This is a genomic window from Thermodesulfovibrio hydrogeniphilus, assembly GCF_054657355.1.
In genome coordinates, this window is sequence record NZ_BAAHYW010000001.1 from 1,412,697 (window position 1) to 1,436,747 (window position 24,051).

Below are 24,051 nucleotides of genomic sequence, written 5' to 3' on the forward strand. Positions count from 1 at the left end.
AAAGGTTGAAAATTGATGAAGTTGGGTGTCATAGTGCCAGAGAGCGACAGTGCTACAGAGCGACAGCGTAGAAATCCAACAATTCGTCACTGCGAGCCACTCGATTTGGCGAAGCAGTCTCTAATATGATGTAATAACGTAAGACGTGAGACGTAAAAGGCAAAAGACGAGATTGCCACGCACCTTCGGTGCTCGCAATGACGGAAAATTAAACGAGCAGGCTCGCAATGACGGATAAAATAAACGGCAGCCTGGCAATGCCCTCCCCCTTTGTCATCGTATGATAAATATATGGACACTAAACAGGGATAAGTTAAAATAAAAGGAAGAAAGAAGGTGGGCAAGGAGGATTTGTCATAGGTCTTAAAGACCGTTCGCAATGTTGTCCACCACCTTCTCCCTTCCCTTAAGCCTGAACGGAACATTAGGCTCAGACAGCCTGAATGAGTTCCCACGATGATAGGATAAGGGAAGAAAAACAAAAAAATCAAATGGAGGAAGAGAAATGACAAAAGAGAAGTTCATAGTTGGAGTAGATGTGGCAAAGGATACCATAGCAGTAACAATTAGGGAAAGAGGTAAAGGTAAAAGAGCTTCTTTCAATCTAAAGAATCATGCAGAGCAGTTGCATAAGGCTTTGAAAAAGGAGCTACCTGACTGCTGTAAAGAGGATATACTGGTTGTTATGGAACATACAGGGGTTTATCATTTAAAATTAGCCCATGACTTATATGAGCAAGGGTATAAGGTAGCAATTTTGAATCCGCTGCAGACAAAGAAACTTGCGGATGCAAAGTTTAATAGAGCGAAGACAGACAAAATAGACTCTGCAGTGATAGCTGAGAGTGTGGAGATTTGCGAAGAGATAAGATTATTTAAGCCAATGACTGAACCCCAGCAGAAGATTAAGATACTATTAACTTGCCTTGCGAAGATTCAGAAACATCTTAATTGTTTAAAGAATCAAAGAGAAGCATTAAGATATGAACCGATAATGGTAGATACAGTAATAGAAAATTTTAACGAGCTCATAAAAAATGCAGAGGAAACAATACAGAAGATGGAGAAGGAATTGGAAGAATTGGCGGTAGGCCAGTTATGAGAAACAGATAAAGTTAGCGGAGAGTGTGCCTGGAGTTGGCAAGAGGACAGCATGCATAGCAGTATCAATGCTTGGATGTTTTGAAAATTTTGACAGAGTAAAGGCAGTAGGCAGTTATATAGGGATAAGCCCGAGAGTATATGAATCGGGCAAGAGTGTAAAGAAAAAGGGGAAGATACAGAAGAAGGGGAGTGCATATATAAGGAAGATATTGTATATGGCAGCGATGTCAGCGATGAGATATAATAAGGCATGCAAAGCATTGTATGAGAGGATGATACAAAGGGGCAAGAGCAAGATGCAGGCATTGATAGCAGTAGCCCATAAACTAATAAGACAGGTATATGGAGTTTTAAAAAGTGGGATACCATACAATGAAGAAATTGCAATGAATGGAAAAAAATACTTGACAAATTAACACGGAACATTGCGAGGATTTTCCTTCTCGTCATTGCGAAGATTTCCCTTCGCCGTCATTGCGAGGAGCGATAGCGACGAAGCAATCTCACCGTCATAGTGCCATAGAACGACAGTGCTACAGAGCGACAGAACTTATTTTAAGAAAAGATTGCTTCGGCATCCTAACGGATGCCTCGCAATGACAAAGAGGCGGATCACCACGCATCACCTTCGGACTTCTCGCGATAACCAAAAATTGCTCAATTTAAGTTAGTCTTTCTTTATCCAATAATAAATTTTGGAGTGGGACAAACTCTTTCCCACTCCGGATTTTTATTTATAGTCTCAGTCTTTCAATTCTGTCAAAGATATGGATGGTATCAATAAATCTTATAAGCCTTTGTTTTGAATCAATGACTAATGAGTGAGTTCTTGCACCACCTCCAAAAAATCTCACACCATTAAGCAGGTCTCCCTTTGTAACGCCAGTAGCAACAAAGATGATATTATCGCTTGAAACAAGGTCATCAAGGGTATAGACCTTGTCTTCGCTTATATCCATTCCGTATGAGATAGCTCTTTTCTTTTCTTCTTCGTTTCTCCACCTTATTCTTGCCTGCATCTCACCGCCAAGACTTTTTACAGCTGCTGCAGATAAAACTCCCTCAGGCGCTCCTCCAATGCCCATTAAAGCATGAATACCAGTGCCTTCAACTGTAGCAGCAATTGCAGGTGTAATATCTCCGTCAGATATCAGCTTAATTCTTGCACCTGCAGCACGGATTTCTCTAATCAGATTTTCATGCCGAGGTCTGTCAAGCACTACTACAACAAGATCATCTACATCTCTTCCAAGTGCCTTAGCAAGGGCTTCAAGGTTTTCTTTAACAGGCTTTCTGATGTCAACCATACCCCTTGCTTGCGGACGCACGACAAGCTTTTCCATGTAAGTATCGGGGCAGTAAAGAAGCCCATTTCTCTCTGTTACAGCCATAACAGTAAGTGCATTGGGCATTCCTGTTGCACAAAGATTTGTTCCTTCTAAAGGGTCAACAGCTATATCAACTTCAGGACCACTACCATTTCCAACCTCTTCACCAATATAAAGCATTGGGGCTTCATCCCTTTCTCCTTCTCCGATAACTACTCTGCCTTTGATTGGCAAATCATTCAAGGCATTTCTCATTGCAGTAACAGCAGCCTGATCCGCTTCTTTTCTGTTGCCTTTACCCATAAGTCTTGCTGCTTCAATTGCAGCAAGCTCACATACTTTTAAAATTGACGGCACTAAATTACTAAGCATCCCTTGCCTCCTTTTGTTCTTTATGTGATATCTTATATTAAAAAAATAACTGTTGCGATTGCATGAATCTTAATGGATGAAGCATATATTGTTTTAATTTAAGTTCCTTTTTTTCTAATTCCTTTGGGTCTTCAGAAAAAATAAATGCTTCTTTAATTTTATCCCAGTCTTTATCTCTTATTGTTATGACCGTATCAAGAAAAATACTGATATAGCAACCGTTTATCATGATTGGTTCTGTTTCTTGTAACTTTTTATTTGTGATTTCTACATACTTCGGATCAATATCTATTCCTATATATCTCCTTCCAAGTCTTTTTGCTGCAATTGCGGTTGTACCTGTTCCTATGAATGGATCAAAAACTATATCACCCTCATCTGTGCTCATAAGTAAAAGTCTTTCAAGAAGATTTACAGGGAGTTGACATGGATGTTCATCTCTACGTTTTTTATGTCTTATTCTGTGAATATCTGTCCATACATCCGATACAAGAGATCCAAATTGATGCATCTGACTCTTTTTGCCTCCATAATCCTGAAGGATGTATCTGCAATTTCTGCATCTTTTATGCAACATTCTAATATCATAAAACTTGAACTTATCTGATTTTACATAATACAAAATACCGTAGTGATTTGGCAGAAGTGTCTTGCCCAGTGGAGAGCCCATGGCATCCCATGCTATCCAATGACGGAATATGGCTATTTCATTAAGGTATGCACCAAAGTAAATTAACCATCTTGGTATATTATGCACAAATATAGAACCAGTGGGTTTTGTAATCCGAACCATCTCATAAAGCCATTCCTTGCACCATGACAGATACTCTTCAACATCATGTTTGTCATAGTAACTATTGTATTTCTTCTTCAAATTAAACGGAGGGTCAGCAAATGTTATATCCACACTATTGTCTGGAATCCTTCTCATAATCTCCAGACAATCACCCTGAATTATTTGGTTGATTAACCCTTCAAAAAACTCTTTACTTTGCATGAAAGATTTCCTTTAGAAACAATTCAAACCTTGCAAGTTCATCTTTGCTGAATGTAAAAACTAAATCATATGCTTCAACCATTCGTTTTAGGTCAACTCTTCTTACATACCAGCCAATTCCGTCTACAAAGCCAGCAAAAATAACATCTGGATAATTCTTTTTTAAATAATCAGCAACCGTTTTCTCTGTTTTTGCCTTGTCTCCCATACCTGATGCAGTAGTTACCGAATAGGAACATTCAATTATTAATTTGGGCGATTTTTTGTTAGGAATTATAAAGTCCATTGTTCTTGGGATATTACCAGCTTTGGGAATTCTAAAATTACCCTTTTCAAATGTCAGTTTATGTTTTACTAAGATTTTTTCTATTACAACTTCAGGGTTTCCACCCTTAGATGCTTTGTATGAACCTTTTGTTTTATATCTTATAATTGTATCCACAAGAGATTCAACTGAAAAGCTGAATTTTGTTATATCAAGTTTTTTAAACTCAAACAATGGCAAAATCTTTTTTATAACTGGAATGGTTGCTCCTTTGAAAAAGATATTAACAATCCCTTCAGCAAAATATCTGTTAGATTTGACAAGTGATTTTATCTTTTCAAGACTCCACTCACTATTAAAATCCTCTTTAAGCCATTTATCTTTATTAACAAGCTTAGAAAGGGCTTTATCCTCTGTAACTCTGATAAATTTAACCAGCCTCTGCAAACTTTCTTTTGAAAAGCCTGTGATAGTTAAAATTGCATCAAGCCCGTCTTCAACTTCTGTAATGTGTTTTATCAGTGCTTCCTCTTTCAATCCTTCCTGTTCAATTCTGTTTTTGAGAAGAAAGATATTCTGTGCGATAGATGAAATATGCCCCTCATGATATTCCTCAAATTCTTCATTGTAGAAATAGAAAGTGTTCTTGGAGATGACAGTATTAAATTTTTCGTCTAATGATGGTTTGTAATTTTTCATAAGATTTTCCTAAAAAACAGTATATACTCATCCTTCATTGTATTCTAAATTCCTTTTATTGGCTTTACTATCTTCTGATCTAATTTAAACCCAATTTCTTTTGCCATATCTTCAATTTTGGTCTCAAGTCTTATCCCACCTGTCTGAATATCATTTGTACCTATAATTACAACTGCATATTTATCTTTTTTTAACACTCTGTACATCTCAGATAAGACTTTATACATATCATCAAAATAATTTGCAAGTTTTTCCTTTTTGGTTTTGCCTTTTAAGCCTATCATCTCGTTTTTAAGGTCAGACACATCATATCCTAAATACTCCAGTTGAGGACGGTCATTTTCTGCATAATCAATTGCGAATGAATAGGGTGGAGAGGTAATAATCTCATCTATAGTTTGGTTTTCTAATGGAAGGTTTCTTGCATCTCCAATCTCAAATCTTGCATTACCCATCTTTAGATTAAGTTTATCTCTTACATTAATAAAGAAATTAATCTGGCTTACGTATCTTTTTAGTACAGAAGGAAAAAGAGTATCTATACTTTTTTTGCATCTTCTGGCATATCCCATTGTATCCAAAAAGGCAAGAAGTGTTATCATTTTTTCAGGGTCAAATGATTTTTGGCATAAGAAATCTAAAGGTAAGTTTTTAGAGGATAACAAAATTTTATAATTTTTTTCCATGTTTTTTAATATAGAGTCTAATATCTCTGTACTGATTTTTAATGCTTCATATTTTACCTTGCTCATCAAAACACAAAAAGGACTTTTTTCAATTCCGATAGAATCAATACCTATTAGACTTGCTTCAACATTAAGTGTTCCACTTCCACACATAGGATCAAGCACTATATCTCCGGGTTTGATTTTTAAAATATTTAATAAACCTTTTATTAATTGAGGATGAAACTTACCTCTGTATGGGAAAAGTCCGTGTGTTGCATAACCTGTGGAAAAATTACCCTCCTTAAAATAAGCTTTCACTATTTCAGACCTTCCTTCCCATATCAGGGGGCTATTATTTAAACATATTATGTAATGATGTGTTGGAATATCATCAATACTTTTAAAAAATGCGCCTCTTTTGATCAGTTCCCCTTTAGTGAGTAAATGATATTCATAAAAAGCAAACTCAAGTTCAAAGATTTCAGTAGTATTAGGAAGTAACTTATAATTAGAAGGGAATAAATGACTTTTAATATCTGGAAGAACAAAAGGCATATTGTCAACCTTACCTGTCATGGCTCAAATTATTCCCCCTTCCTTCATACTGAAAAATCTGCCATTTCCAATTATTACATGGTCAAGTAGATTGATTTCAAGGATTTCTGAGGCTTTTTTGAGTTTTTTGGTGACTTCTATGTCCTGCTCGCTTGGAGTCGGGTCTCCGCTTGGATGATTGTGAACAAGTATTACTGCATAGGCTGACTCTTTCACAGCTTCTTTGAATACTTCTCTGGGATGAATCAGTGACTGATTAAGTGTGCCTTCTGATACTTTGATTTCTCTGATGAGTTTGAGCTTTGTATCAAGTAAAAGCGTTATAAATACTTCTTTTTTCAGGTTGCCTATCTTTGGATAAAAATAGTTGAATACAATTGATGCTGAGTTGAAAACCTGCTCAACAGCTCTTTGGCTAAGCACTCTTTTTCCAAGTTCAAAGGATGCTTTGATTTGTGCAATTTTTGCAATACCAAGTCCTTTGAAAGATTTAAGCTCTTTAATGGATGCCTCTTCAATTCCCTTAAGTCCACCAAATTGCTGTAGTAACTCAATAGCTGTTTCAATCACTGTCTTTTTGTTTGAGCCAGTTCTTAAGATTATTGCAAGTAGCTGGGCATCTGTGAGGCTCTGCGCTCCATGCTTAATCAGTCTTTCCCTCGGTCTTTCATCCTCTGGCCATTCCCTAACCGAGCTCATTTTATTCCTGCGCCAGGGGCTACCTCTTTGTCTAATGTAAGGATGGATACAGTCCCATCCTGTCCTGTTGCTGCAAGAAGCATTCCTTGTGATTCAACGCCCATGAGCTTTGCTGGCTTAAGGTTGCTCAGCACCACTATTGATCTGCCAACAAGTTCCTCAGGGCTATAATGCTCTCCAATTCCTGCAACAATCTGTCTTTGCTCGCCAATGTCCACAATGAGCTTTATGAGTTTTTTTGAGCCCTTAACTTTCTCAGCTGATATAACCTTGCCTACTTTTAACTTTATTTTCATGAACTCTTCAATGCTTATCAATTCTTCCACTTTTTCCTCCTTTTTCTCTGCTTTTTGTTGTTCAGCCTTTGGCATTTCAATTCTTGGGAATAGCTGTTCAATTTTCTCTGTCCTTGTTGGAGTAAGCTCTACTTCCCACATAAGCATTGTGTTATCAATTGGGAGAGCTTTCAAACCAAGAGCGTGCCATATTTTTAATGCTGTATCAGGCATGAAGGGAGATAAAAATGCGGTCACTACTCTTATTGTGTTCCAGATATTAAACAGCACCTGAGTGAGTCTATCAGTGTTTTCTTTTGCCAGTTTCCATGGCTCTGTTTTTGCAATGTAGTTGTTTGCAGAAGAGATTACTTCCCAGATTTTTTCAAGTACTGTGTTTAGCTTAAACTCGTCCCAAAGTTTTTCATTATCAATCTCTTTAATCAGAGTCTTGATTTGTGCTGTGAACTCTTCATCATTCCATTTTGGAGTAACCTCGCCATTAAGATATTTTTCGTTCATTACCAAAAATCTATTGACCAAATTGCCAAGATCATTGGCAAGATCGCTGTTTATCCTTCTTATTAATGCCTCTTCTGAAAAATCTCCATCAAGACCAAAGGATACTTCCCTAAAAAGAAAGTATCTGAAAGCATCTACTCCATATTTTTTGATTACCTCTGAGGGATTTACAACATTTCCCAAAGACTTTGACATCTTAGCACCCTTAACAGTCCACCAGCCATGGGCAAAAATATTTCTTGGCAAAGGCATTTCAAGAGCCATAAGCATTGTAGACCAATAAACAGCATGGGTAGTGAGGATGTCTTTTCCTATGAGGTGATGGTCTGGGGGCCACCATTGAATGTCTTGAGGTGCGAGATATTTTAAGGCTGAGTAATAATTGAGCAATGCGTCAAACCATACATAGGTTGTATAGTTTTCATCAAAGGGAAGTGAGATTCCCCATTCAAGTCTTTGTCGAGGACGAGATATACAAAGGTCACCGAGAGGTTTTGTTTTTAGAAAACCTAAAACTTCATTTTTTCTTGTCTCAGGCAGTATGAAGTCAGGATTTTTCTCAATGTATTCTATGAGAGCGTTTTGATATTTAGACATTAGGAAAAAATAATTCTCTTCTTCAATGCACTCAACATCTCTTCCGCAGTCAGGACATTTTCCTTCAACAAGGTCCTTTTCAGTCCAGAATCTCTCACAGGGTGTGCAATACATTCCGCAGTATTTTCTTTTTACAATCTCGCCTTTATCGTAAAGTTTTTGTAGAATTTCCTGAACAATCTTTTTATGTTCCTCGTCAGTTGTTCTTATAAACGCATTGTTGCTTATGTTTAATTCCTTCCAAAGGGCTCTGAAGTTTTCAACCATTATGTCTGCATGCTCTTTTGGCTGTCTGCCCCTCTGCTTTGCTGCTCTTTCAACTTTCTGTCCATGCTCATCTGTTCCTGTGAGAAAGAATACACGTCTTCCCTTTAGCCTCATGTATCTTGCAAGTATGTCTGCTGCAACAGTAGTGTAGGCATGACCAATGTGGGGAATGTCATTTACATAGTAAATTGGCGTTGTGATGTAAAAGCCTTTATTTTCCGTCATCTTTGCCTCCTTTAGCTTCGTCATCATCCTTTGCAGTGCTTAGTATATGTGAAATTCTTTTGATTTCTGGCTCCTTTTCTTCCTCAGCAATTGTAATTTCCTCATCAATTGCTTCTTCTATTTCACCGTAAAACTCGTGTCTAAGGCAGCACTTTAGCCTTCCGCATACGCCTGAGAGTTTAGATACATTTAAAACAACATTTTGCTCCTTTACCATCTGCAATGAAATAGGCTTAAAAAAGCTTATAAATTTTTTACAGCAAATTTCCATGCCACAGACACCAATGCCTCCAAGAAACTTAGCTTCATCCCTTACGCCAATCTGCCGTAACTCTATTCTTGTTTTAAATTTTGCAGCCAAGTCCTTTACAAGTTCCCTAAAATCCACCCTCCCCTCTGCAGTGAAATAGAAAATAATCCGCTTTCTATCCAAAGCACAATCAACAACAAGAAGTTTCATAGGAAGCTTTCTTTTTTTAATTCGTTCAAGGCAGAATTCGTAGGCTTCCTTTTCAGTGAAAGAATTATTTTCAAAATTTTTCAAATCCTCCTGCGTTGCTAATCTGATTACTGATTTGAGATTTTGTTCGTCCCCATCTGAAATAGCTACAACCTCACCAATTGTTAATCCAAAATCTCCTTCTACAACAACGAGGTCTCCTTGCTTTAGGCTCTCAATTTCATTCTTATAACGATAAACCTTCCCGAAGGGTTTTATTTTAAGATGTGCAATGTTAGACATTTACAACTCCGTTCATCAAGTTTTTTGTATAATTCCATACTATAGATTTGTTGAGATTTAAATCAATATTTTTTCTTATCTCCTGAAGTCTATCAAATAAATCAAACATTTGCTGTAATGTTAAGCTTTTTTTTAAATTTAATTCAACAGGCAGAATTTGTTTGCCTTTTTTGATAATCTTGACTTTAATTATATCGCTTATTAGTATGCAGAAAAAGTCTATCCATAGTTTAACTTCTTCGTTGTCTTTCCATGGTGATTTTTTATTATTTAAATTTTCAAGGGTTTCTGTAAACCATTTTATGGTATCTATAATGTTTCCCGAAGTCAAAAATCCGGGACGCCCCATTAGCAAGTCTAATAATGTCTGAATTTCAGCAGTCTGATTGTCATTTAAATATGTTAAGACAATTTTTTCCATGATTTCTCTGGACAATGGAGAAAAATGAATTTTGAAACATCTTGAAACAAGAGGCTCAGGCAGAGAATGAATATGGTCACATATTAGAATTATTGTAGTGTTGGATGGTGGTTCTTCAACTGTTTTTAAAAAGGCATTTGCAGCGGCAATATTCATTTTATGAGCTTCCTTAATGATAATAACTTTATACTTTCCCTCAAGAATTCGGTAAGTTACAAATTCTTCCAACTCCCTTATTGTGTTGACAGTAATAGTGTCTTTTTCAGGAGCGATAATTTTTACATCTGGATGGATTCCCGAATCTATTTTTTTGCACGATTGACATATATCGCAATAATGAAAGGATTGCAAATTTTCAGGGCAGTTCAAAGCCTTTGCATAGGCTATTGCAGTCTCGGTTTTCCCTACATAAGGGTCTCCAATAAAAATAAAAGCATTCGGAACTTTGCCAGTCTTTATTGTGCCTTCAAGAATTTTAATCGCCCTTCTATGATGATGAATAATTTCTTTCATAATTTTGATATCTGCCATTATCTATCCAATATTAACCTTTGTTCGCACTATTTCATATATTTTTTGGCTGATTTCTGAGACATCTTCTGTTGCATCAACAATAAAAATCCTTTCAGGCTCAGAGCTGGCAATTTGAAGATATCCTTTTCTTACTTTATTGTGAAATGCGATATCTTCCATCTCAAATCTGTCTCTTTTGTTAATCTTTTGGTTTCTTGACAGACCAATCTCTGCGGGTAAATCCAATAGAATTGTCAAGTCTGGTTTGAAGTTATTAAGAAGGATATAGTTCAATTCTTCAATAAGCTCAATGGATAATCCTCTCCCATATCCCTGATATGCAACAGTTGAATCCGTAAATCTGTCGCATATGACAATGATGCCTTGATTAATCGCAGGTCTAATTTTTTCCTCCACATGCTGAACCCTGTCTGAAAAATAAAGCATTAGCTCAGTTAAAGGATTTATGTTTATAGATGGTGAAAGAAGAATTTCACGAATTTTTTCACCTGCTTGAGTATCTCCGGGTTCAAAAGTTTTTATGACCTTAAAGCCTTGCTCTTTTAGTCTTTCAGCAAGTAGTTTTACCTGAGTTGTTTTTCCAGAGCCCTCAATTCCCTCAAAGGTTATAAAAATGCCCTTTTTCATTTATAAAATTAATGACTTCCTCAGCCCCTTATTGTTAAAGTCTCTTTTAAATTTTTCAAAATCTTGCAAACTCTTTCTGCTGCATCTTCATCCAATGAACCCATCCCGCAGGATGGCGTTAATATGGTAGCAGGAGGCTTTTGGACAGTTGATTGTGATAACTCATTGAAAAATTCTAAGATTTTGTCCACTGCCTGCTTTATTATCTGATCATCACTGAGGCTATAAATATCATCAGTTGTTGGAACAAATCCCCATGCAATAATTCCGCCTTTGTTTAGAAATTCAGCTATTTGGTCAATGTAGATTTTAAAGAAGTCAAAGAACGAAAAAGCATCAAAGTTAAGTATATCAATGCCTGTAGATAGCACTGCCTTCCAGTCTGCCCTTCCACAGCAATGAATGCCAACTTTGACTCCGAGAGATTTAATGTAGCAAACCAATTCGTTAATCAATCTCATTGCCTCAGATTGCTCTACTGAAATATACGCAGATGTCCCAACAGCTTGCAGAATCGGCTCATCCATAAATATAATTACTTCGTCGGCAAAATTTTTCAAAAAATCTATCTGCCACTTTACTTTTGCCTTAAGATGAAGTAATGCCAGCTCTCTTAATGTTTCATCAAAGTAAATAAGTTTGCCCTCCTCATCTTTAAGGGAGAGAGTGAAAGTAACAGGTCCTGTGATTTGTCCTTTGAAAAATTTCAGGCGATTTCCCTTTAGCCTGTCTGCAATTTCGTAAAGCCCATGAGCGTAATCTCTGCTCATGGGCGAGACCATGTCATCTGTATATAAGCTTAGCCATTCGGTAATTTTTTCCTCGTCCTTCAATAGGTGTATTTTTTCATTTTCCACGACTATTCCAGGGAGTCCCTCTGAAAACTGCGCAATCATGGACTCCCTGTTTGATAATTTAGGCAGTTGAGGCCAAAAGGGTATATCAAAGTAATCAAATACTAACTCGCATGCCTTTGAAGCCTCAAAATGAGGCATGCTTCCTATGCCAGTTGTAGCAAAGGATTCAAAAGTCATGATTACTCCTTAGCCCTGATTTTTTTGAGAATCTCAGGATATTCTCTCGTAAAGTCAGGAAAATTCCTTTTTAAAAAAAGCTTTATTGCCTTGATTTCAAGGTCTAAATCTTCTATTAAGCTTAACTTTTTATCAATCTGGTCAAGTTTCTCAGCTAAGCTTTTGATTTCCTTTTCAATCAAGGCAAGCTGCTCTTTTAAGGCAAGCAGGTCTTTCATTTTTAATCCTTTAACTATTTATTTCTTCTTTGGGCTCTCATTTTTTTGCGGCGTTTTCTGTATTTGTGTTTGTTCATTTTTTTCTTTCTCCACTTAAGAACGCTTCCCACTCAGTTCACCTCCCCTGTTTTATTGTTTCAATAAAGGCTTCAAGCCAAAGCTCATTTACTGTTGAATTCAAACCATCAAATGATAACGAGACTATAGGGATATTATAATCTTTTTGGATGAATCTTAACAAAGCTGTTACAATTGCACCGGGCATACATCCGAAAGGCATTGTATTTACAATTCCCTTAGCGCCTTTTTTTATAAGTTCCACGCTTTTACCAACACTCAATACTGTTTCTCCTTCAAAACAGTCAGGAATATATGGTGAAGCAAATTTAAATATTTCCCTGATGGAAGGTTCGTGCAAAAATTTTAGAAACCCCTTAAAATCAGATGAAAACTTTTTTACAACCCTCCACTGGAAAAATTTATTCACAAGAATTTTTATAATAGCAGATTTATCCTTTTTTATCAAAGCTTTTCTTAAAGCTACAGTATTTACATAATGAATCCACTCTTCAAGCGGTGTAAGATAAACCTCTGCACCGAGTGCTTCAAGCTTTCTTATTAATTTTTCATTTGAAAACTCATGGGACCTGACAAATATTTCTCCTACAATTCCGATGAGAGGTTTTTCTTCTTTATATTTTGGGATATTTTCAAAGTCCCTTTTCATATTTTTTAGCAAAGTTTCAATATCTGAATTCCTGCTTCTGAGAGCATCGCAGATTTTTATTGTATATTCCTCATAAACTGCATCAGCCTCTCCTTTGTTTTTTTCGTAGGGTCTTGTCTGAAGCAAAAGCTTTTGAAGAAGTCCATAAGCAACAATTCCTTGCCACGCCCTTAAAGAAAATTCTCCACCTGCAATATTCAAATCTTTGTAAAATTGACTATCCTGCTGAGGTGAATACACAGGGACATCTGCGTAGCCTAATTTTGAAAGAACCATTCTGTGAGAGACATTGTATTGCCCAAATCTGCAGGGACCTGCTCCTGAAGGCATAAAAAAGGCAGTTTTATTCGGATCAAAATCTGAAGAATGAACTACTTTTAGCATATCTCCTAAGGTTACAAGATAAGGAAAACACTCACCCCCTGAGATGTGTTTTCTGCCAAGTTCAAGGGATTGTTTGTCTGAGGTAGGCATCACCTCTGCATCTATACCACAGAAGTTAAATGCTGACTTAATGGCATAAGCATGTTCAGCCATTCTGGGAATGTAAACAGTTCTTTTTGACAAATCAGAATGCTGTCTTTTAATAAACGGAATAAATAAAAACTTTTCTCTATCCTGTCTTTCTCTTCCCTCAAGGCTATCAATAAAGGCTTCAAGCCTTGTTACAAGTCCTGCATCCGCACTATGTTCATCAATCTCAAGTATCAGATAGGAATGCCCTGCCAATTCTTCTTTGAAATAGTTTGTTATAAAAGAATCAGGACCACAGGAGAAGTTAGTTATGTATACGGGATAAGTATTTGATAGTTTCTTAATAAACTTTGCTGCTCTGATTATCCTTTGTCCTGAAAGCCAATAAAGATTATCCCACTCCTCTTTTATGCTGATTTTCTCTGTTGGAAGCATATCCATAGGAATAGGCAGTACATTGAGGCGTCTTAATTTGCCAGCTACATCAAGGCTGACAGACCTGTCATAGGCATTGTATGCTCTTCCAACTATAACTACTGTTGCTGTTTGCCCAAAATCTTTTGTCTTGGCTGATTCAATGAATTTAATGCCCTCTTTTTTTAGTGATTTTAAAAATTCCTGCTGTTTTTTGTTGGCAATGGAAATTTTTCTGTCTAAATCTTTTGTCTTAATTAAGCCTTTGAATGCTTGTTTTAACTCTTTCTTTAAATAATCAAAGCCCCTTGAAAAATCTATTCTTGGCGTTATTATCTTTATCTCTTTAAAGATTCCCTTGCTTATGTATGGAATAGTCTGAACAAGCGGACATGCAAGTCCTCGCTGATATTCATCATTAATGTTCATATTTGCAAAGCTTGGCAGAAAAATTAAATCCACGCCTCTTTCAACCAACTCTGCAATATGTCCGTAAGCAACTTTTATTGGAAAGCAAGCCTCAGAAAGGGTTTTCTCTATGCCCTTGTTGATGATTTCTTTGTTTGTCTTGCCTGAGACTTCTACCTTAAAGCCAAGTTCCCAAAGTAGCGTGCTCCAGAACGGAAGATAATCATGGAAAAAGAAGAGATAAGGAATTCCAATTACAGGCGATTTTCTTTCTTTAAATTTTTCCTCATACTCAAAATGTGCCTTCCACAAAAGCTCTTCCCTTGTTTTGAAGGGATCAGGAATTTTGGTATCTATATCCTTTCTTTCATATCTTTCACATCTTCCACCGTAGAAAAGATAACCTTCCTTGCCATCAATTTTTACCTTATTTATCTCACAATGATTTGCACAGCCACTGCATTCAAAGGAAGAGATATTGTAGGACTTGTTTTTAATATCAAATCCCTTGAAATTGCTAACTCTTCCATTCTTCATCAAATCCCTTGTTATCAAAGCTACTCCAATGGCTCCCATAACCTCGTGATGTGGAGGAACAACTATGCAAAAATCATCAGAAATTTTCGTTTTTAAATAGTTTTCAAAGGCAGTAATAACTGCTTTATTGAATGCAACTCCACCCTGAAAGAATATTTTTTTTCCGATTGGTTTTCCTGCTACAACCCTGTTTATGTAGTTTTCTACAATGCTATAACATAGCCCTGCAATGATATCTTCTTTTTTTGCTCCCCTGTGAAGATTGATAACTAAGGAGTTTTCCATAAAAACCGTACATCTTTCACCAAGTCTGCAGGGTTTTTCAGATGAAAATGCAAGGCTTTGGAATTCCTGCAAACTAACACCGAGCTTGTCAGCCTGCTCTTCCAAAAATGAACCTGTTCCAGCAGCACATGCTTTGTTCATCTCAAAGTCTATTACCTTTCCGTCATTAATGCGTATATATTTTGAATCCTGCCCGCCAATTTCAAAAATAGTATCCACTGTTCTGTCAAAATGAACCGCAGCATAAGCGTGGGCTGTGATTTCATTTTTAACAATGTCTGCACCAACAAAGTCACCAATCATATATCTGCCAGAACCTGTAACACCTACGCCTTTTATCTTAATATCTATGAATTCTTCAGCTATCTCTGCCAATCCTCTTTTTACAGCATCTATTGGCTTTCCAGAGGTGTAAAGATATCTCTTGGTAAGTAAATTTCCATCTTCGTCAAGCAAAACTATGTTTGTGCTTACTGAACCAACATCTATTCCAAGATAGGCTTCGTAGCTCGTGACTCGTGGCTCGTAGTTGGTTTTTGGTGGTTGGGATAAGTTGTCTTTGGTGAGAGAGACATCAAGTAATTTAAGAGGTGGAAGTCCGTATTCAATGTCTGCCTTTATCTGGCTCAGCTTCTTAATTATTTTATCATCAAGATAGACATCTGAAAGCCTTGCTTTAATAGCAGCACCCAATGCGCCTGTTACCTCAAAATGCTCTGGAATAAGAATTTCTTCAACATTCAAAACTTCCTTAAAGGCTTTCACCATTCCCTTGTTTGCAGCCACACCTCCCTGAAAGGCAACCAAAGGTTCAACTGCCCTTCCTTTGAACATAGTTGCTTTAAAATTCCTTGCAAGCGCATAGCAAAGCCCTGCGATGATGTCTTCCACAGGAGTTGCAATCTGCTGAAGATGAATCATGTCAGACTTTGCAAACACACTGCATCTGCCAGCTATTTTTGATGGTTTCTGAGATCTGACAGCAAGCTCGCTGAATTCTTGAATTGTCAGCCCGAGCCTTTCTGCCTGCTGTTCAAGGAAAGAGCCTGTGCCTGCTGCACAGATGCTGTTTAGGGAAAAATCTTTTATTCTTCCAGCATGGTCAAGAAAAATCAGCTTTGAATCCTCCCCACCAATTTCTATTATTGTTCTTACCTGTGGATAATAAAATGAGGTAGCTGTTGCCTGCGAGACAATTTCATTTAAATAGGGAGCATTAAGGGTTTTTGCAATAAATCTTCCAGAGACACCAGTGAAAGTTATTTTTAGTTTTTGATATTTCTTTATTAAATCTTTGAGAATTTTTGATACAACTTCAGCAGGTTTGCCAAGATGTTTGAGATATAATTTTTCAACAAGCTCGCTGTTTTGTGTTATTATTGCAATTTTTGCAGTTTCGCTACCAACATCAATTCCAAGCAAAAGCTCAGAAGCCATATTCTTGCCATCTTTTATTAACAAGCTCAACTATTTCCTTTGCCTGACTAATCTCCTCTGGCCAATCCCTCATCATTCCTTCTTCTCTGGTTTTTCTGGTTGCATCAATTCCCATCTTTCCACCAAATCTTGGAAAACTTGCTGCATGGTCAAGCTCATCAAGGGGTCCCTCTGAAATGATGACATCTCTGCGCCAATCAACATTATTAAGCACTTTCCATGCAGTTGTTGAAAGGTCTTGAACATCCACATCTTCATCCACAACGATAATGAGCTTTGAAAACATCATCTGTCCCATTCCCCAAAGTCCGTGAATAATTTTTTTACCATGCCCAGGATACTGCTTTTTTATTGAAATTATGGCAGCATTGTGGAAAACGCCTTCCATTGGTAGGTTCATATCTATGATTTCTGGAAATTGCAATCTAAGAAGCGGCAGAAATATTCTCTCCGTTGCCTTTCCCATATAGCAGTCTTCCATTGGAGGTTTCCCAACAACTGTGGCAGGATAAATTGGGTCTTTTCTGTGGGTGATGCAGGTTACATGAAAAACAGGAAATTTATCAACAGGCGAGTAAAATCCTGTATGGTCTCCAAATGGACCCTCATCCCTTAACTCTTCTGGGTCAACATAGCCTTCAAGCACAATCTCAGCGTTTGCAGGAACTTCAATGTCGCAGGTTACGCATTTTACCATCTCAACAGGCGATTTTCTTAAAAATCCTGCAAAAAGCATCTCATCTACACCATAAGGTAACGGAGCGGTTGCAGAATAAATTATTGCAGGGTCTCCACCTATTGCAACTGCAACAGGCATTCTTTTTCCAAGCTCCTTGTATTTACGATAATGCGTTGCGCCATCTTTATGAATATGCCAATGCATACCTGTTGTTCTCTCATCATAAACATGCATCCTGTACATTCCGCAATTCTGCATACCTGTATCAGGATCACGGGTAAAAACCATTGGAAAAGTTATAAATCTTCCGCCATCAAGGGGCCATGTTTTAAGAATTGGAAGCTTGCTTAAATCAGGCTCTTTGTCAATCACTTCCTGACAGGGTGCATTTTTAACTCTCTTTGGCAAAAATTTGCTCACTTCAATAAGTTCAAAAAGAGCAAGAACTTTTTCTTTAAGGCTCTTTGGAGGAGTTTGCTTAAGCAGTTTTTCTATTCTTCTGCCAACATCATCAAGGCTTTCAACCTCAAGGGCAAGGCACATCCTTTCAAAGGAGCCGAAAATATTTGTAACAACTGGAATCTCAGAGCCTTTAACCTTTTCAAAAAATAAAGCTTTGCCACCATTTGGAGATTTACTCATTCTGTCTGTGATTTCTGCAATCTCAAGTACAGGGTCAACCTCTGCTTTCACTCTGTGAAGCAGTCCTTTCTGCTCAAGCAATTTCAAAAATTCTCTTAAATCCTCGTATGCCATATATGAATATTATCTCTGCTACACCTTTTTTTCGTCAAGAAAAAAAAGAAGGTGTCATTGCAAGCCATACAGGAGGACACTTTTTCCGTCATTACGAGCCTCACCGATTTTCTTCCGTCATTGCGAGCCTCACCGTTTATTTTTTTTGTCATTGCGAGCCTCCGAAGGAGGCGTGGCAATCTCTCCATTGTCCGAAGAAAAAAGGCGAGATTGCTTCGTCGCTATCGCTCCTCGCAATGACGATGAGGGAACTCCTCGCAATGACGGGGAGAGAGGTTATCGCGAGCCTCACCGCATATATTTATCATACGATGACGGAGAGGGGGTCATTGCGAGCCTGCCGACAGGCATGCAAAGCAATCTCATAAAAAGAAAGTATAGCCTCAGAAATAAAATCTCTCGCAATGTCCATATATCTAACATACAATGACTGAAAAAGGTGGTCATTGCGAGTGGTCCCCACGGCTTTGGCTCGCCACAGTCTCCACACCCGAAGCAATCACGCCTTTTTTCTTCTAACGGTGATCATTTCGGCTTGTTTCGCAAGCCTCGTGCTGACGGGGGAAAGGTAGTCATTGTGACCAGTCGCACGCCTTCGGCTTAGGATAGGCTTAGCATCCGTAGCAATCAAAATTTAATTTGCTATATTCATCATGACAGGCTAAAAAAGGTTTTTCGTTGTTAAACTATGATTTCAAAGGTTGATGCTGATTGATATTTTTTATCTTCCTGCATTTGCATTTCCATTCTGGCCCTCATTTCTTTTATTGCTGCTGTTTGCGCAACCCTTATATCCTGTGGAGAAGGGTCAGCAGGTGCCATAGCAGCTCTTTTTATAATTTCCATTTTTTCTACTGTTTCCTCAGGAGTTGCCTCCTCAGAAAGGGCTAAAGAAACCTCACCACTTGTAATATAGAGTTTTCCGTCAGGACCTTTGGTGTATCCATAATTTACAGGTCCTGCATACTTTCCTGCAACAGCTTTATGTGCCATTTCATGGGCTACAACTTTTCGTTCAATATTTCTCAATTGTTGAACAACTTGATTAATTTTTTGCTGTTCAATTTGATTTAAAGTTAATGAATTTTGTATCTTCATAATTAAAGTTTATTAAAATAAGAAGTTTTTATCAACCCGTCGGTTTTCATTGAAACTCATATCGCTACAAAATAATTGCTCAAATTAGGTCTCAAGTATTTCCTTTAATTTAGCTGAGAAATCATCCAATGAAAAAGGCTTTTCAATAAAGTGCATGCCTTTTTCAAGTATTCCCTGCTTTGAGATAACATCAGCAGGATAGCCAGACATAAACAGACATTTGATATCAGGATATAAAGATTTTATTCTATCAACCAAATCACGACCGTTCATCTCAGGCATAATTACATCGGTAATGACGAGGTCTATTTTGCCTTTACGCTCTTTTGCAAGTTTAATTGCTTCCTTAGGATTTCCAGCAGCTATAACATTGTATCCCATAGATTGAAGCATTATTGTAATCATATCAAGAATAGCAGGCTCATCTTCCACTAATAAAACTGTTTCTCCTCCACCCGCCAGCTCTTCAATTCTTTTTCTTTCTATATCTTTAGGCTCTTCAGCAGTATGTCTTGGCAGATATATCTTAAAAGTCGTTCCTTTTCCTAATTCACTGTAAACATTTATAAAGCCATTATTCTGCTTGACAATACCGTAAACAGTGGCAAGTCCGAGTCCTGTGCCTTTTCTTAATTCTTTGGTAGTAAAAAATGGTTCAAATATTTTGGCAACAGTTGCCTCATCCATTCCACATCCATCATCACTTATTGTAAGCATTACATATTCACCCGGAATGCAATCAGGATGGGATGCACAGTATTTTTGGTCAAGAGAAATATTTTTAGTTGAAATAATAATATTGCCCGTTTCCTTTAAAGACTGGATAGCATCTTTGGCATTAATACACATATTGGTAAGAATTTGAGAAATCTGTGCTGGGTCTATATAAACATGCCATAAATCTTTTTCAGGCTCAAATGTCAGACTGATATTTTCACCTACTAAACGCCTTAGCATGCTTAAAGAGTCTTTGATTGTTAAATTTAAATCAACAACTTTTGGTGAAATGGGTTGCTTGCGGGCAAAAGCAAGAAGTTGCCGAGTAAGTTGGGCTGAATGCTCAGCTGTTTTTTTTTATTTTTTCAAGATAGGAATATATAGGATGATATTGCTCTATTTTCCTCATGCAAAGATCAGTAAATCCTAAGATAACCTCAAGCATATTGTTGAAATCATGAGCCACTCCACCTGCAAGACGACCAATTGATTCAAGCTTTTGTGCTTGTATTAACTGCTCCTGAAGCTTTTTTTTTTCGTCCTCAAGACGTTTCCGTTCGGTGATGTCACTTACAATAGCTAAAGCATGATTTTCGTCCATATAAACAAGTCTTGACTCATAATATTTAACTTCGCCCTTTATCTCCAAAGAATACTCATAAGTCTGAATTTGCTTTGTTTGGAAAACTTTTTCTAATTTATCAATAGTTAATATCGCAAGCTCTTCAGGTAAAACTTCTGCAGCTTTTTTGCCTATGAACTGTTCTGGAAGAAGCAAAAGATTTTCAGGCTTTTGATAACTAAAATCAACAAATACTCCACTTTTATCAAAAATAAACATAATATCAGGAATTGCTTGAAGTAATGCTTTATTTCGTGCTTCGCTGTTCTTAAGTTCCTCTTCCTTTCTTTTTAACTCCGTTATATCACGCATTGAGACTTGCAAAAATACTTTTCCACCTATCTCAATTTTACTAAGGAGTATAGAAAAATAAAGCAGTTTTCCGTCCAGACTGCGATGAGTCCATTCAAAGGAATGTGAGCCATTTCGCATTGCAGTGTCAATCATTTTTAAAGCTTTTTTTTCTGATGATTCGCCGTTACTCTGAAATTCAGGAGATATAGCCCAAGGTGTTAATTTTTGAAGTTCTTCATCACTTTTAATACCAAATAACTGCATTGCAGCAGGATTAGCTGCTTTAAAATGCCATGAAGGAGGCTCTAAAATCATTATTGGATCTCTTGTTTGATCAAAAAGTGTGCGATAGCGTTGCTCACTTTCTTGAAGCATTTGTTCAAGTTGTTTTCTTTGTGTGATGTCTCTGATAGTTCCTTCAGCACCTGCGAAATTTCCTTCTTCATCTCTCAGAATTTTGGCATTTACACTGCATATGAAGGGTTCACCGTTTTTTTTATTTAGAACAACTTCGTAATCGTAGATTTGACCTTTATCTAATAGTATATTGATTACTTTTTGATGGTCTTCTTTATTTGAATAAAACTCTAAGGCTGATTTCCCTATTATTTCTTCGGGCTCATAACCCCCAATTTGTTTTATAGATGGACTGATAAGTTCAACAATAAAATCTTTGTTATATCTGAAGTAAACATCTTGGAAAGATTCAAATATACTTCTGAAAAGTGTTTCGCTCTTTTCTATTTCCTGTTCCTTTATTTTCAGTTCAGTAATATCTGTTGTTACTGTTGCAAAACGGTTTTTTCCAAGAGGAACTACGGATATATGGAAGTATTTATCCATTGGCTCGTAATAGGTTTCAAATGTTTTCGGAGTATTGTTTATTGTGGCATGACTGTATATATCAAAATAAGGTGGATTTTGAGATTTGTAAACTTCTGTAGCGAGTTTCCCAATGGCATCATATTTTTGAAATACCTGTAATTTTCGTATATGCTGGATTACAGTCAAGTATGCGATAGTTTACGGGATTGCCTTTTTCATCAAAAACCAATTCGTGCAGAACAACCATTTCAGCCATAGATTCAAATATAGATGAGAATTTGTTTTCGCTTTCTATAAGAGCCTGTTGAGTCTTTTTTTGTTCAGTGATATCTACTCCTGTAACAAAAATAAATCTTTTACCATTTATATCTATTGGATTTGCGTTGAATAATATATTTAAAGCATTGCCATCCAAATTGTAATGGATTGCCTCAAAGCTATCAACTTTGCCATTTAATGCATTTTCTAAGGCTTTACGAAGGCGAGGCTTATCTTCATCCCTCCATCACGGAGTATTAATAAAGGGTTTTCCTATAACAGCTTCAGCAGGCATACCAATGATTTTTAGGGCGTTTTGATTGACTTCAATTAATCTGCCCTCTTGGTCAAGCACTCCAGCTAAAAAAACTGCATTTTCAAATAATGAATAAAATAATGCATTTCTCTGTAACATGGATTTTTCCATCTCTTTTAACTGAGTGATGTCATGGAACATTACAACAAGTTTGTTGTCTGAAACTGAAAAGGCATTAATTTCAATTGCCTTGTTTAACAAACCCTCTTTATTGGTTATAAAATCCTCTATGGTAGTTTTAATACTTTTCTTGTTTTTAATTGCTTCCACGAAGACTTTGAGAATTTCATACTTGCTATGGAACGGACAAATATCTTCAAAAAGCTTTCCAATGCATGATGTAAGGTCTTTCCCAAGAATTTCCTCTGCCGCTGAATTTATATTAATTAAAACAAGCCTATCATCTTTTAGCTCAAAGATGCAGATTGGTATTGGAGATGCTTCAAAAAGGCTTTGATAAACTCTCAGCTCAGCATTTTCTTTTGATAGTTCATCTAAATTTCTTGATATAGAATCATCTTTTGATTCTTTCATTTTTCATGAAGCCCTTTTTTGATTAAACTTAATAAAAGTTTTAGCAAATTTTAGTATTTTTGTCAAGGCATTCATGAGACCGAAAAATAGAGATAGACACTCGTCACTGCGAGCCCCCTGTTGCGAGCGATAGCGTGGCAATCTGGGGCGAAGCAGTCTCTAATAAGGCTTTATTGAAAAATAAAGTAGAGACTGCTTCGCTCCGCTACGCTCGAGATGACGAAAAGAGGAGCAAAAAGATGAGATTGCTTCCTCCTCGCTTCGCTCGGAGTCGCAATGACGAAAAAGGGAAGTCCTCGCTTTGACGCTCTTAGCAGTCATTGCGAGGCATCCGTTAGGATTCCGAAGCAATCTCATAGACTGCTTCGCCTCCTTCGGAGGCTCGCAGTGACAAAAAAATCTGAAGCTCGCAGTCACGATGAAAGTTGGCTCGTAGTGACGATGAAGGAAGGCTCGCAGTGGAGCATTTCTAACTATTTTTGATTATTAAAAATCGCTCAATTTAGATTGTATCTTTTGAAAAATTTGGGAAATATTGATACAACAAAAATGTAATAAATTTCAAAAAAGTAAGCTAAATCTACAAAATTGTAAAATATTTGCCCAAAATTCCTTGTAAAAACATCTTTTTTCATCTGGCATAAAAATTGATTTACTAATGTCAAATCAAAAAATAAAGGAGGAAAAAATGAGACAAATAGCCATTTATGGTAAAGGTGGAATTGGTAAATCCACTACTACTCAAAATACCGTTGCTGCCCTTGCAGAGGCAGGATACAAATGTATGATTGTAGGTTGTGATCCAAAGGCAGATGCAACAAGGCTTATTCTTCACAAAAAAAGTCAGGCAACAGTGATGGACCTTGCACGAGAAAAGGGAGCAGTTGAAGAGCTTGAACTGGACGAGGTTTTACTTGAAGGATTTAAGGGTGTTAAATGCGTTGAATCTGGAGGTCCTGAACCAGGTGTTGGCTGCGCTGGTAGAGGCGTAATCACTGCCATTAACTTTCTTGAGGAAAATGGCGCCTATACGCCTGACCTTGATTTTGTGTTCTATGATGTTTTAGGTGATGTTGTTTGCGGAGGTTTTGCCATGCCTATCCGTGAGGGCAAAGCAAAGGAGATTTATATTGTTACTTCTGGTGAGATGATGGCAATTTATGCTGCCAACAATATCTCCCGAGGAATTCTTAAATACGCTCAAAGTGGAGGCGTAAGGCTTGGTGGAATTATATGTAATTCAAGAAAAGTAGACAAGGAATACGAGCTTGTGTCAGAGTTTGCAGAAAGACTGGGAACTCAGCTGCTTCACTTTATTCCGAGGGATAATATGGTTCAGAAGGCAGAACTTAATCGTATGACAGTAGTTGAGTATGCCCCTGAACATCCACAGGCAGATGAATATAGAGCTCTGGCAAAGAAGATGGCTGAGAACAAAAATTTATACATTCCAACACCGCTTACAATGGATGAACTTGAAGAATTACTTGAAAAATACGGATTTTTAGATTAAAGGAGGAA

The 24,051-nt window shown here is 37.1% G+C and carries 22 protein-coding genes and 1 pseudogene; 3 read left to right on the forward strand and 20 right to left on the reverse strand.

Annotated features, from left to right (window positions below; translation table 11 throughout):
- The first annotated feature begins 505 nt into the window (after positions 1-505).
- Both ACYQ3P_RS07100 and ACYQ3P_RS07105 read left to right on the forward strand, forming a co-directional pair.
- Positions 506-1,102 carry an IS110 family transposase gene (locus tag ACYQ3P_RS07100; RefSeq protein WP_460177233.1) on the forward strand — a complete coding sequence of 199 codons (597 nt, stop codon included), beginning with the start codon at positions 506-508 and terminating at the stop codon, positions 1,100-1,102.
- 25 nt (positions 1,103-1,127) lie between these two features.
- Positions 1,128-1,520: a transposase gene (locus ACYQ3P_RS07105; protein WP_460176169.1), complete on the forward strand. Its 393-nt coding sequence runs from the start codon at positions 1,128-1,130 to the stop codon at positions 1,518-1,520.
- Positions 1,521-1,838: 318 nt separating this feature from the next.
- Here the strand turns inward: ACYQ3P_RS07105 and glpX are convergent, their stop codons facing one another.
- The 20 genes and pseudogenes from glpX to ACYQ3P_RS07205 all read right to left on the reverse strand — a co-directional run bounded on the left by glpX (position 1,839) and on the right by ACYQ3P_RS07205 (position 22,530).
- Complete coding sequence (gene glpX / locus ACYQ3P_RS07110; RefSeq protein ID WP_460177234.1) at positions 1,839-2,804, reverse strand: class II fructose-bisphosphatase; 966 nt, start codon at positions 2,802-2,804, stop codon at positions 1,839-1,841.
- A 37-nt stretch (positions 2,805-2,841) separates the two neighbouring features.
- Complete coding sequence (locus tag ACYQ3P_RS07115) at positions 2,842-3,801, reverse strand: DNA-methyltransferase (protein ID WP_460177235.1); 960 nt, start codon at positions 3,799-3,801, stop codon at positions 2,842-2,844.
- Positions 3,791-4,765 (reverse strand): DpnII family type II restriction endonuclease, encoded by a 975-nt coding sequence (locus ACYQ3P_RS07120; protein ID WP_460177236.1) that lies wholly within the window; start codon positions 4,763-4,765, stop codon positions 3,791-3,793. Before ACYQ3P_RS07120 ends, ACYQ3P_RS07115 begins: the two co-directional genes overlap by 11 nt.
- A gap of 44 nt (positions 4,766-4,809) precedes the next feature.
- Positions 4,810-6,009 (reverse strand): TRM11 family SAM-dependent methyltransferase, encoded by a 1,200-nt coding sequence (locus ACYQ3P_RS07125; protein WP_460177237.1) that lies wholly within the window; start codon positions 6,007-6,009, stop codon positions 4,810-4,812.
- Between the two features lie 3 nt (positions 6,010-6,012).
- Entirely contained in the window at positions 6,013-6,687 is a 675-nt protein-coding gene (gene radC / locus ACYQ3P_RS07130; protein WP_460177238.1) for a RadC family protein, read from the reverse strand.
- The gene (metG, locus tag ACYQ3P_RS07135) at positions 6,684-8,573 is read right to left on the reverse strand and encodes a methionine--tRNA ligase (protein WP_460177239.1); all 1,890 of its coding nucleotides are present in this window, start codon (positions 8,571-8,573) and stop codon (positions 6,684-6,686) included. Before metG ends, radC begins: the two co-directional genes overlap by 4 nt.
- Positions 8,560-9,315 carry a PSP1 domain-containing protein gene (locus ACYQ3P_RS07140; RefSeq protein WP_460177240.1) on the reverse strand — a complete coding sequence of 252 codons (756 nt, stop codon included), beginning with the start codon at positions 9,313-9,315 and terminating at the stop codon, positions 8,560-8,562. The genes metG and ACYQ3P_RS07140 overlap by 14 nt, the downstream gene beginning before the upstream one ends.
- A complete protein-coding gene (locus ACYQ3P_RS07145) occupies positions 9,308-10,267 on the reverse strand; it encodes a DNA polymerase III subunit (protein WP_460177241.1) in 960 nt (319 codons plus the stop codon). Before ACYQ3P_RS07145 ends, ACYQ3P_RS07140 begins: the two co-directional genes overlap by 8 nt.
- A 3-nt stretch (positions 10,268-10,270) precedes the next feature.
- Entirely contained in the window at positions 10,271-10,897 is a 627-nt protein-coding gene (gene tmk / locus ACYQ3P_RS07150) for a dTMP kinase (RefSeq protein WP_460177242.1), read from the reverse strand.
- A 20-nt stretch (positions 10,898-10,917) separates the two neighbouring features.
- Complete coding sequence (locus ACYQ3P_RS07155; RefSeq protein ID WP_460177243.1) at positions 10,918-11,931, reverse strand: uroporphyrinogen decarboxylase/cobalamine-independent methonine synthase family protein; 1,014 nt, start codon at positions 11,929-11,931, stop codon at positions 10,918-10,920.
- Between the two features lie 2 nt (positions 11,932-11,933).
- Entirely contained in the window at positions 11,934-12,149 is a 216-nt protein-coding gene (locus ACYQ3P_RS07160; RefSeq protein WP_460177244.1) for a hypothetical protein, read from the reverse strand.
- A 14-nt stretch (positions 12,150-12,163) separates the two neighbouring features.
- Positions 12,164-12,259 (reverse strand): 30S ribosomal protein bS22, encoded by a 96-nt coding sequence (locus ACYQ3P_RS07165; protein WP_460177245.1) that lies wholly within the window; start codon positions 12,257-12,259, stop codon positions 12,164-12,166.
- A gap of 5 nt (positions 12,260-12,264) precedes the next feature.
- The gene (locus tag ACYQ3P_RS07170; RefSeq protein ID WP_460177246.1) at positions 12,265-16,461 is read right to left on the reverse strand and encodes an acyl-CoA dehydratase activase; all 4,197 of its coding nucleotides are present in this window, start codon (positions 16,459-16,461) and stop codon (positions 12,265-12,267) included.
- Positions 16,421-17,866 carry a menaquinone biosynthesis decarboxylase gene (locus tag ACYQ3P_RS07175; protein ID WP_460177247.1) on the reverse strand — a complete coding sequence of 482 codons (1,446 nt, stop codon included), beginning with the start codon at positions 17,864-17,866 and terminating at the stop codon, positions 16,421-16,423. The genes ACYQ3P_RS07170 and ACYQ3P_RS07175 overlap by 41 nt, the downstream gene beginning before the upstream one ends.
- Before the next feature lie 681 nt (positions 17,867-18,547).
- On the reverse strand, positions 18,548-18,964 hold the full coding sequence (locus ACYQ3P_RS07180) for a putative metalloprotease CJM1_0395 family protein (RefSeq protein WP_460177248.1): 417 nt from the start codon (positions 18,962-18,964) through the stop codon (positions 18,548-18,550).
- Positions 18,965-19,048: 84 nt separating this feature from the next.
- A complete protein-coding gene (locus ACYQ3P_RS07185) occupies positions 19,049-19,921 on the reverse strand; it encodes a response regulator (RefSeq protein ID WP_460177249.1) in 873 nt (290 codons plus the stop codon).
- Positions 19,922-20,024: 103 nt separating this feature from the next.
- Positions 20,025-21,608 carry a PAS domain-containing protein gene (locus tag ACYQ3P_RS07190; protein ID WP_460177250.1) on the reverse strand — a complete coding sequence of 528 codons (1,584 nt, stop codon included), beginning with the start codon at positions 21,606-21,608 and terminating at the stop codon, positions 20,025-20,027.
- The gene (locus ACYQ3P_RS07195) at positions 21,559-21,678 is read right to left on the reverse strand and encodes a hypothetical protein (protein WP_460178061.1); all 120 of its coding nucleotides are present in this window, start codon (positions 21,676-21,678) and stop codon (positions 21,559-21,561) included. Before ACYQ3P_RS07195 ends, ACYQ3P_RS07190 begins: the two co-directional genes overlap by 50 nt.
- A 69-nt stretch (positions 21,679-21,747) precedes the next feature.
- Positions 21,748-21,915, reverse strand: a pseudogene (locus tag ACYQ3P_RS07200) (hypothetical protein); the annotation flags it as partial.
- Positions 21,916-21,927: 12 nt separating this feature from the next.
- On the reverse strand, positions 21,928-22,530 hold the full coding sequence (locus tag ACYQ3P_RS07205) for a PAS domain-containing protein (protein WP_460177251.1): 603 nt from the start codon (positions 22,528-22,530) through the stop codon (positions 21,928-21,930).
- 688 nt (positions 22,531-23,218) lie between these two features.
- Here ACYQ3P_RS07205 and nifH point away from each other — a divergent pair.
- Complete coding sequence (gene nifH, locus ACYQ3P_RS07210) at positions 23,219-24,043, forward strand: nitrogenase iron protein (RefSeq protein WP_460177252.1); 825 nt, start codon at positions 23,219-23,221, stop codon at positions 24,041-24,043.
- Positions 24,044-24,051: the final 8 nt, after the last annotated feature.

Excerpts from the sequence above, each read along its gene's own strand:
- ACYQ3P_RS07100 (WP_460177233.1), top strand. The coding sequence starts at position 506 with ATGACAAAAGAGAAGTTCATAGTTGGAGTAGATGTGGCAAAGGATACC.
- glpX (WP_460177234.1), bottom strand. The coding sequence starts at position 2,804 with ATGCTTAGTAATTTAGTGCCGTCAATTTTAAAAGTATGTGAGCTTGCT.
- ACYQ3P_RS07115 (WP_460177235.1), bottom strand. The coding sequence starts at position 3,801 with ATGCAAAGTAAAGAGTTTTTTGAAGGGTTAATCAACCAAATAATTCAG.
- ACYQ3P_RS07120 (WP_460177236.1), bottom strand. The coding sequence starts at position 4,765 with ATGAAAAATTACAAACCATCATTAGACGAAAAATTTAATACTGTCATC.
- ACYQ3P_RS07125 (WP_460177237.1), bottom strand. The coding sequence starts at position 6,009 with ATGACAGGTAAGGTTGACAATATGCCTTTTGTTCTTCCAGATATTAAA.
- radC (WP_460177238.1), bottom strand. The coding sequence starts at position 6,687 with ATGAGCTCGGTTAGGGAATGGCCAGAGGATGAAAGACCGAGGGAAAGA.
- metG (WP_460177239.1), bottom strand. The coding sequence starts at position 8,573 with ATGACGGAAAATAAAGGCTTTTACATCACAACGCCAATTTACTATGTA.
- ACYQ3P_RS07140 (WP_460177240.1), bottom strand. The coding sequence starts at position 9,315 with ATGTCTAACATTGCACATCTTAAAATAAAACCCTTCGGGAAGGTTTAT.
- ACYQ3P_RS07145 (WP_460177241.1), bottom strand. The coding sequence starts at position 10,267 with ATGGCAGATATCAAAATTATGAAAGAAATTATTCATCATCATAGAAGG.
- tmk (WP_460177242.1), bottom strand. The coding sequence starts at position 10,897 with ATGAAAAAGGGCATTTTTATAACCTTTGAGGGAATTGAGGGCTCTGGA.
- ACYQ3P_RS07155 (WP_460177243.1), bottom strand. The coding sequence starts at position 11,931 with ATGACTTTTGAATCCTTTGCTACAACTGGCATAGGAAGCATGCCTCAT.
- ACYQ3P_RS07160 (WP_460177244.1), bottom strand. The coding sequence starts at position 12,149 with ATGAAAGACCTGCTTGCCTTAAAAGAGCAGCTTGCCTTGATTGAAAAG.
- ACYQ3P_RS07175 (WP_460177247.1), bottom strand. The coding sequence starts at position 17,866 with ATGGCATACGAGGATTTAAGAGAATTTTTGAAATTGCTTGAGCAGAAA.
- ACYQ3P_RS07180 (WP_460177248.1), bottom strand. The coding sequence starts at position 18,964 with ATGAAGATACAAAATTCATTAACTTTAAATCAAATTGAACAGCAAAAA.
- ACYQ3P_RS07185 (WP_460177249.1), bottom strand. The coding sequence starts at position 19,921 with ATGCTAAGGCGTTTAGTAGGTGAAAATATCAGTCTGACATTTGAGCCT.
- ACYQ3P_RS07195 (WP_460178061.1), bottom strand. The coding sequence starts at position 21,678 with ATGGCTGAAATGGTTGTTCTGCACGAATTGGTTTTTGATGAAAAAGGC.
- ACYQ3P_RS07205 (WP_460177251.1), bottom strand. The coding sequence starts at position 22,530 with ATGAAAGAATCAAAAGATGATTCTATATCAAGAAATTTAGATGAACTA.
- nifH (WP_460177252.1), top strand. The coding sequence starts at position 23,219 with ATGAGACAAATAGCCATTTATGGTAAAGGTGGAATTGGTAAATCCACT.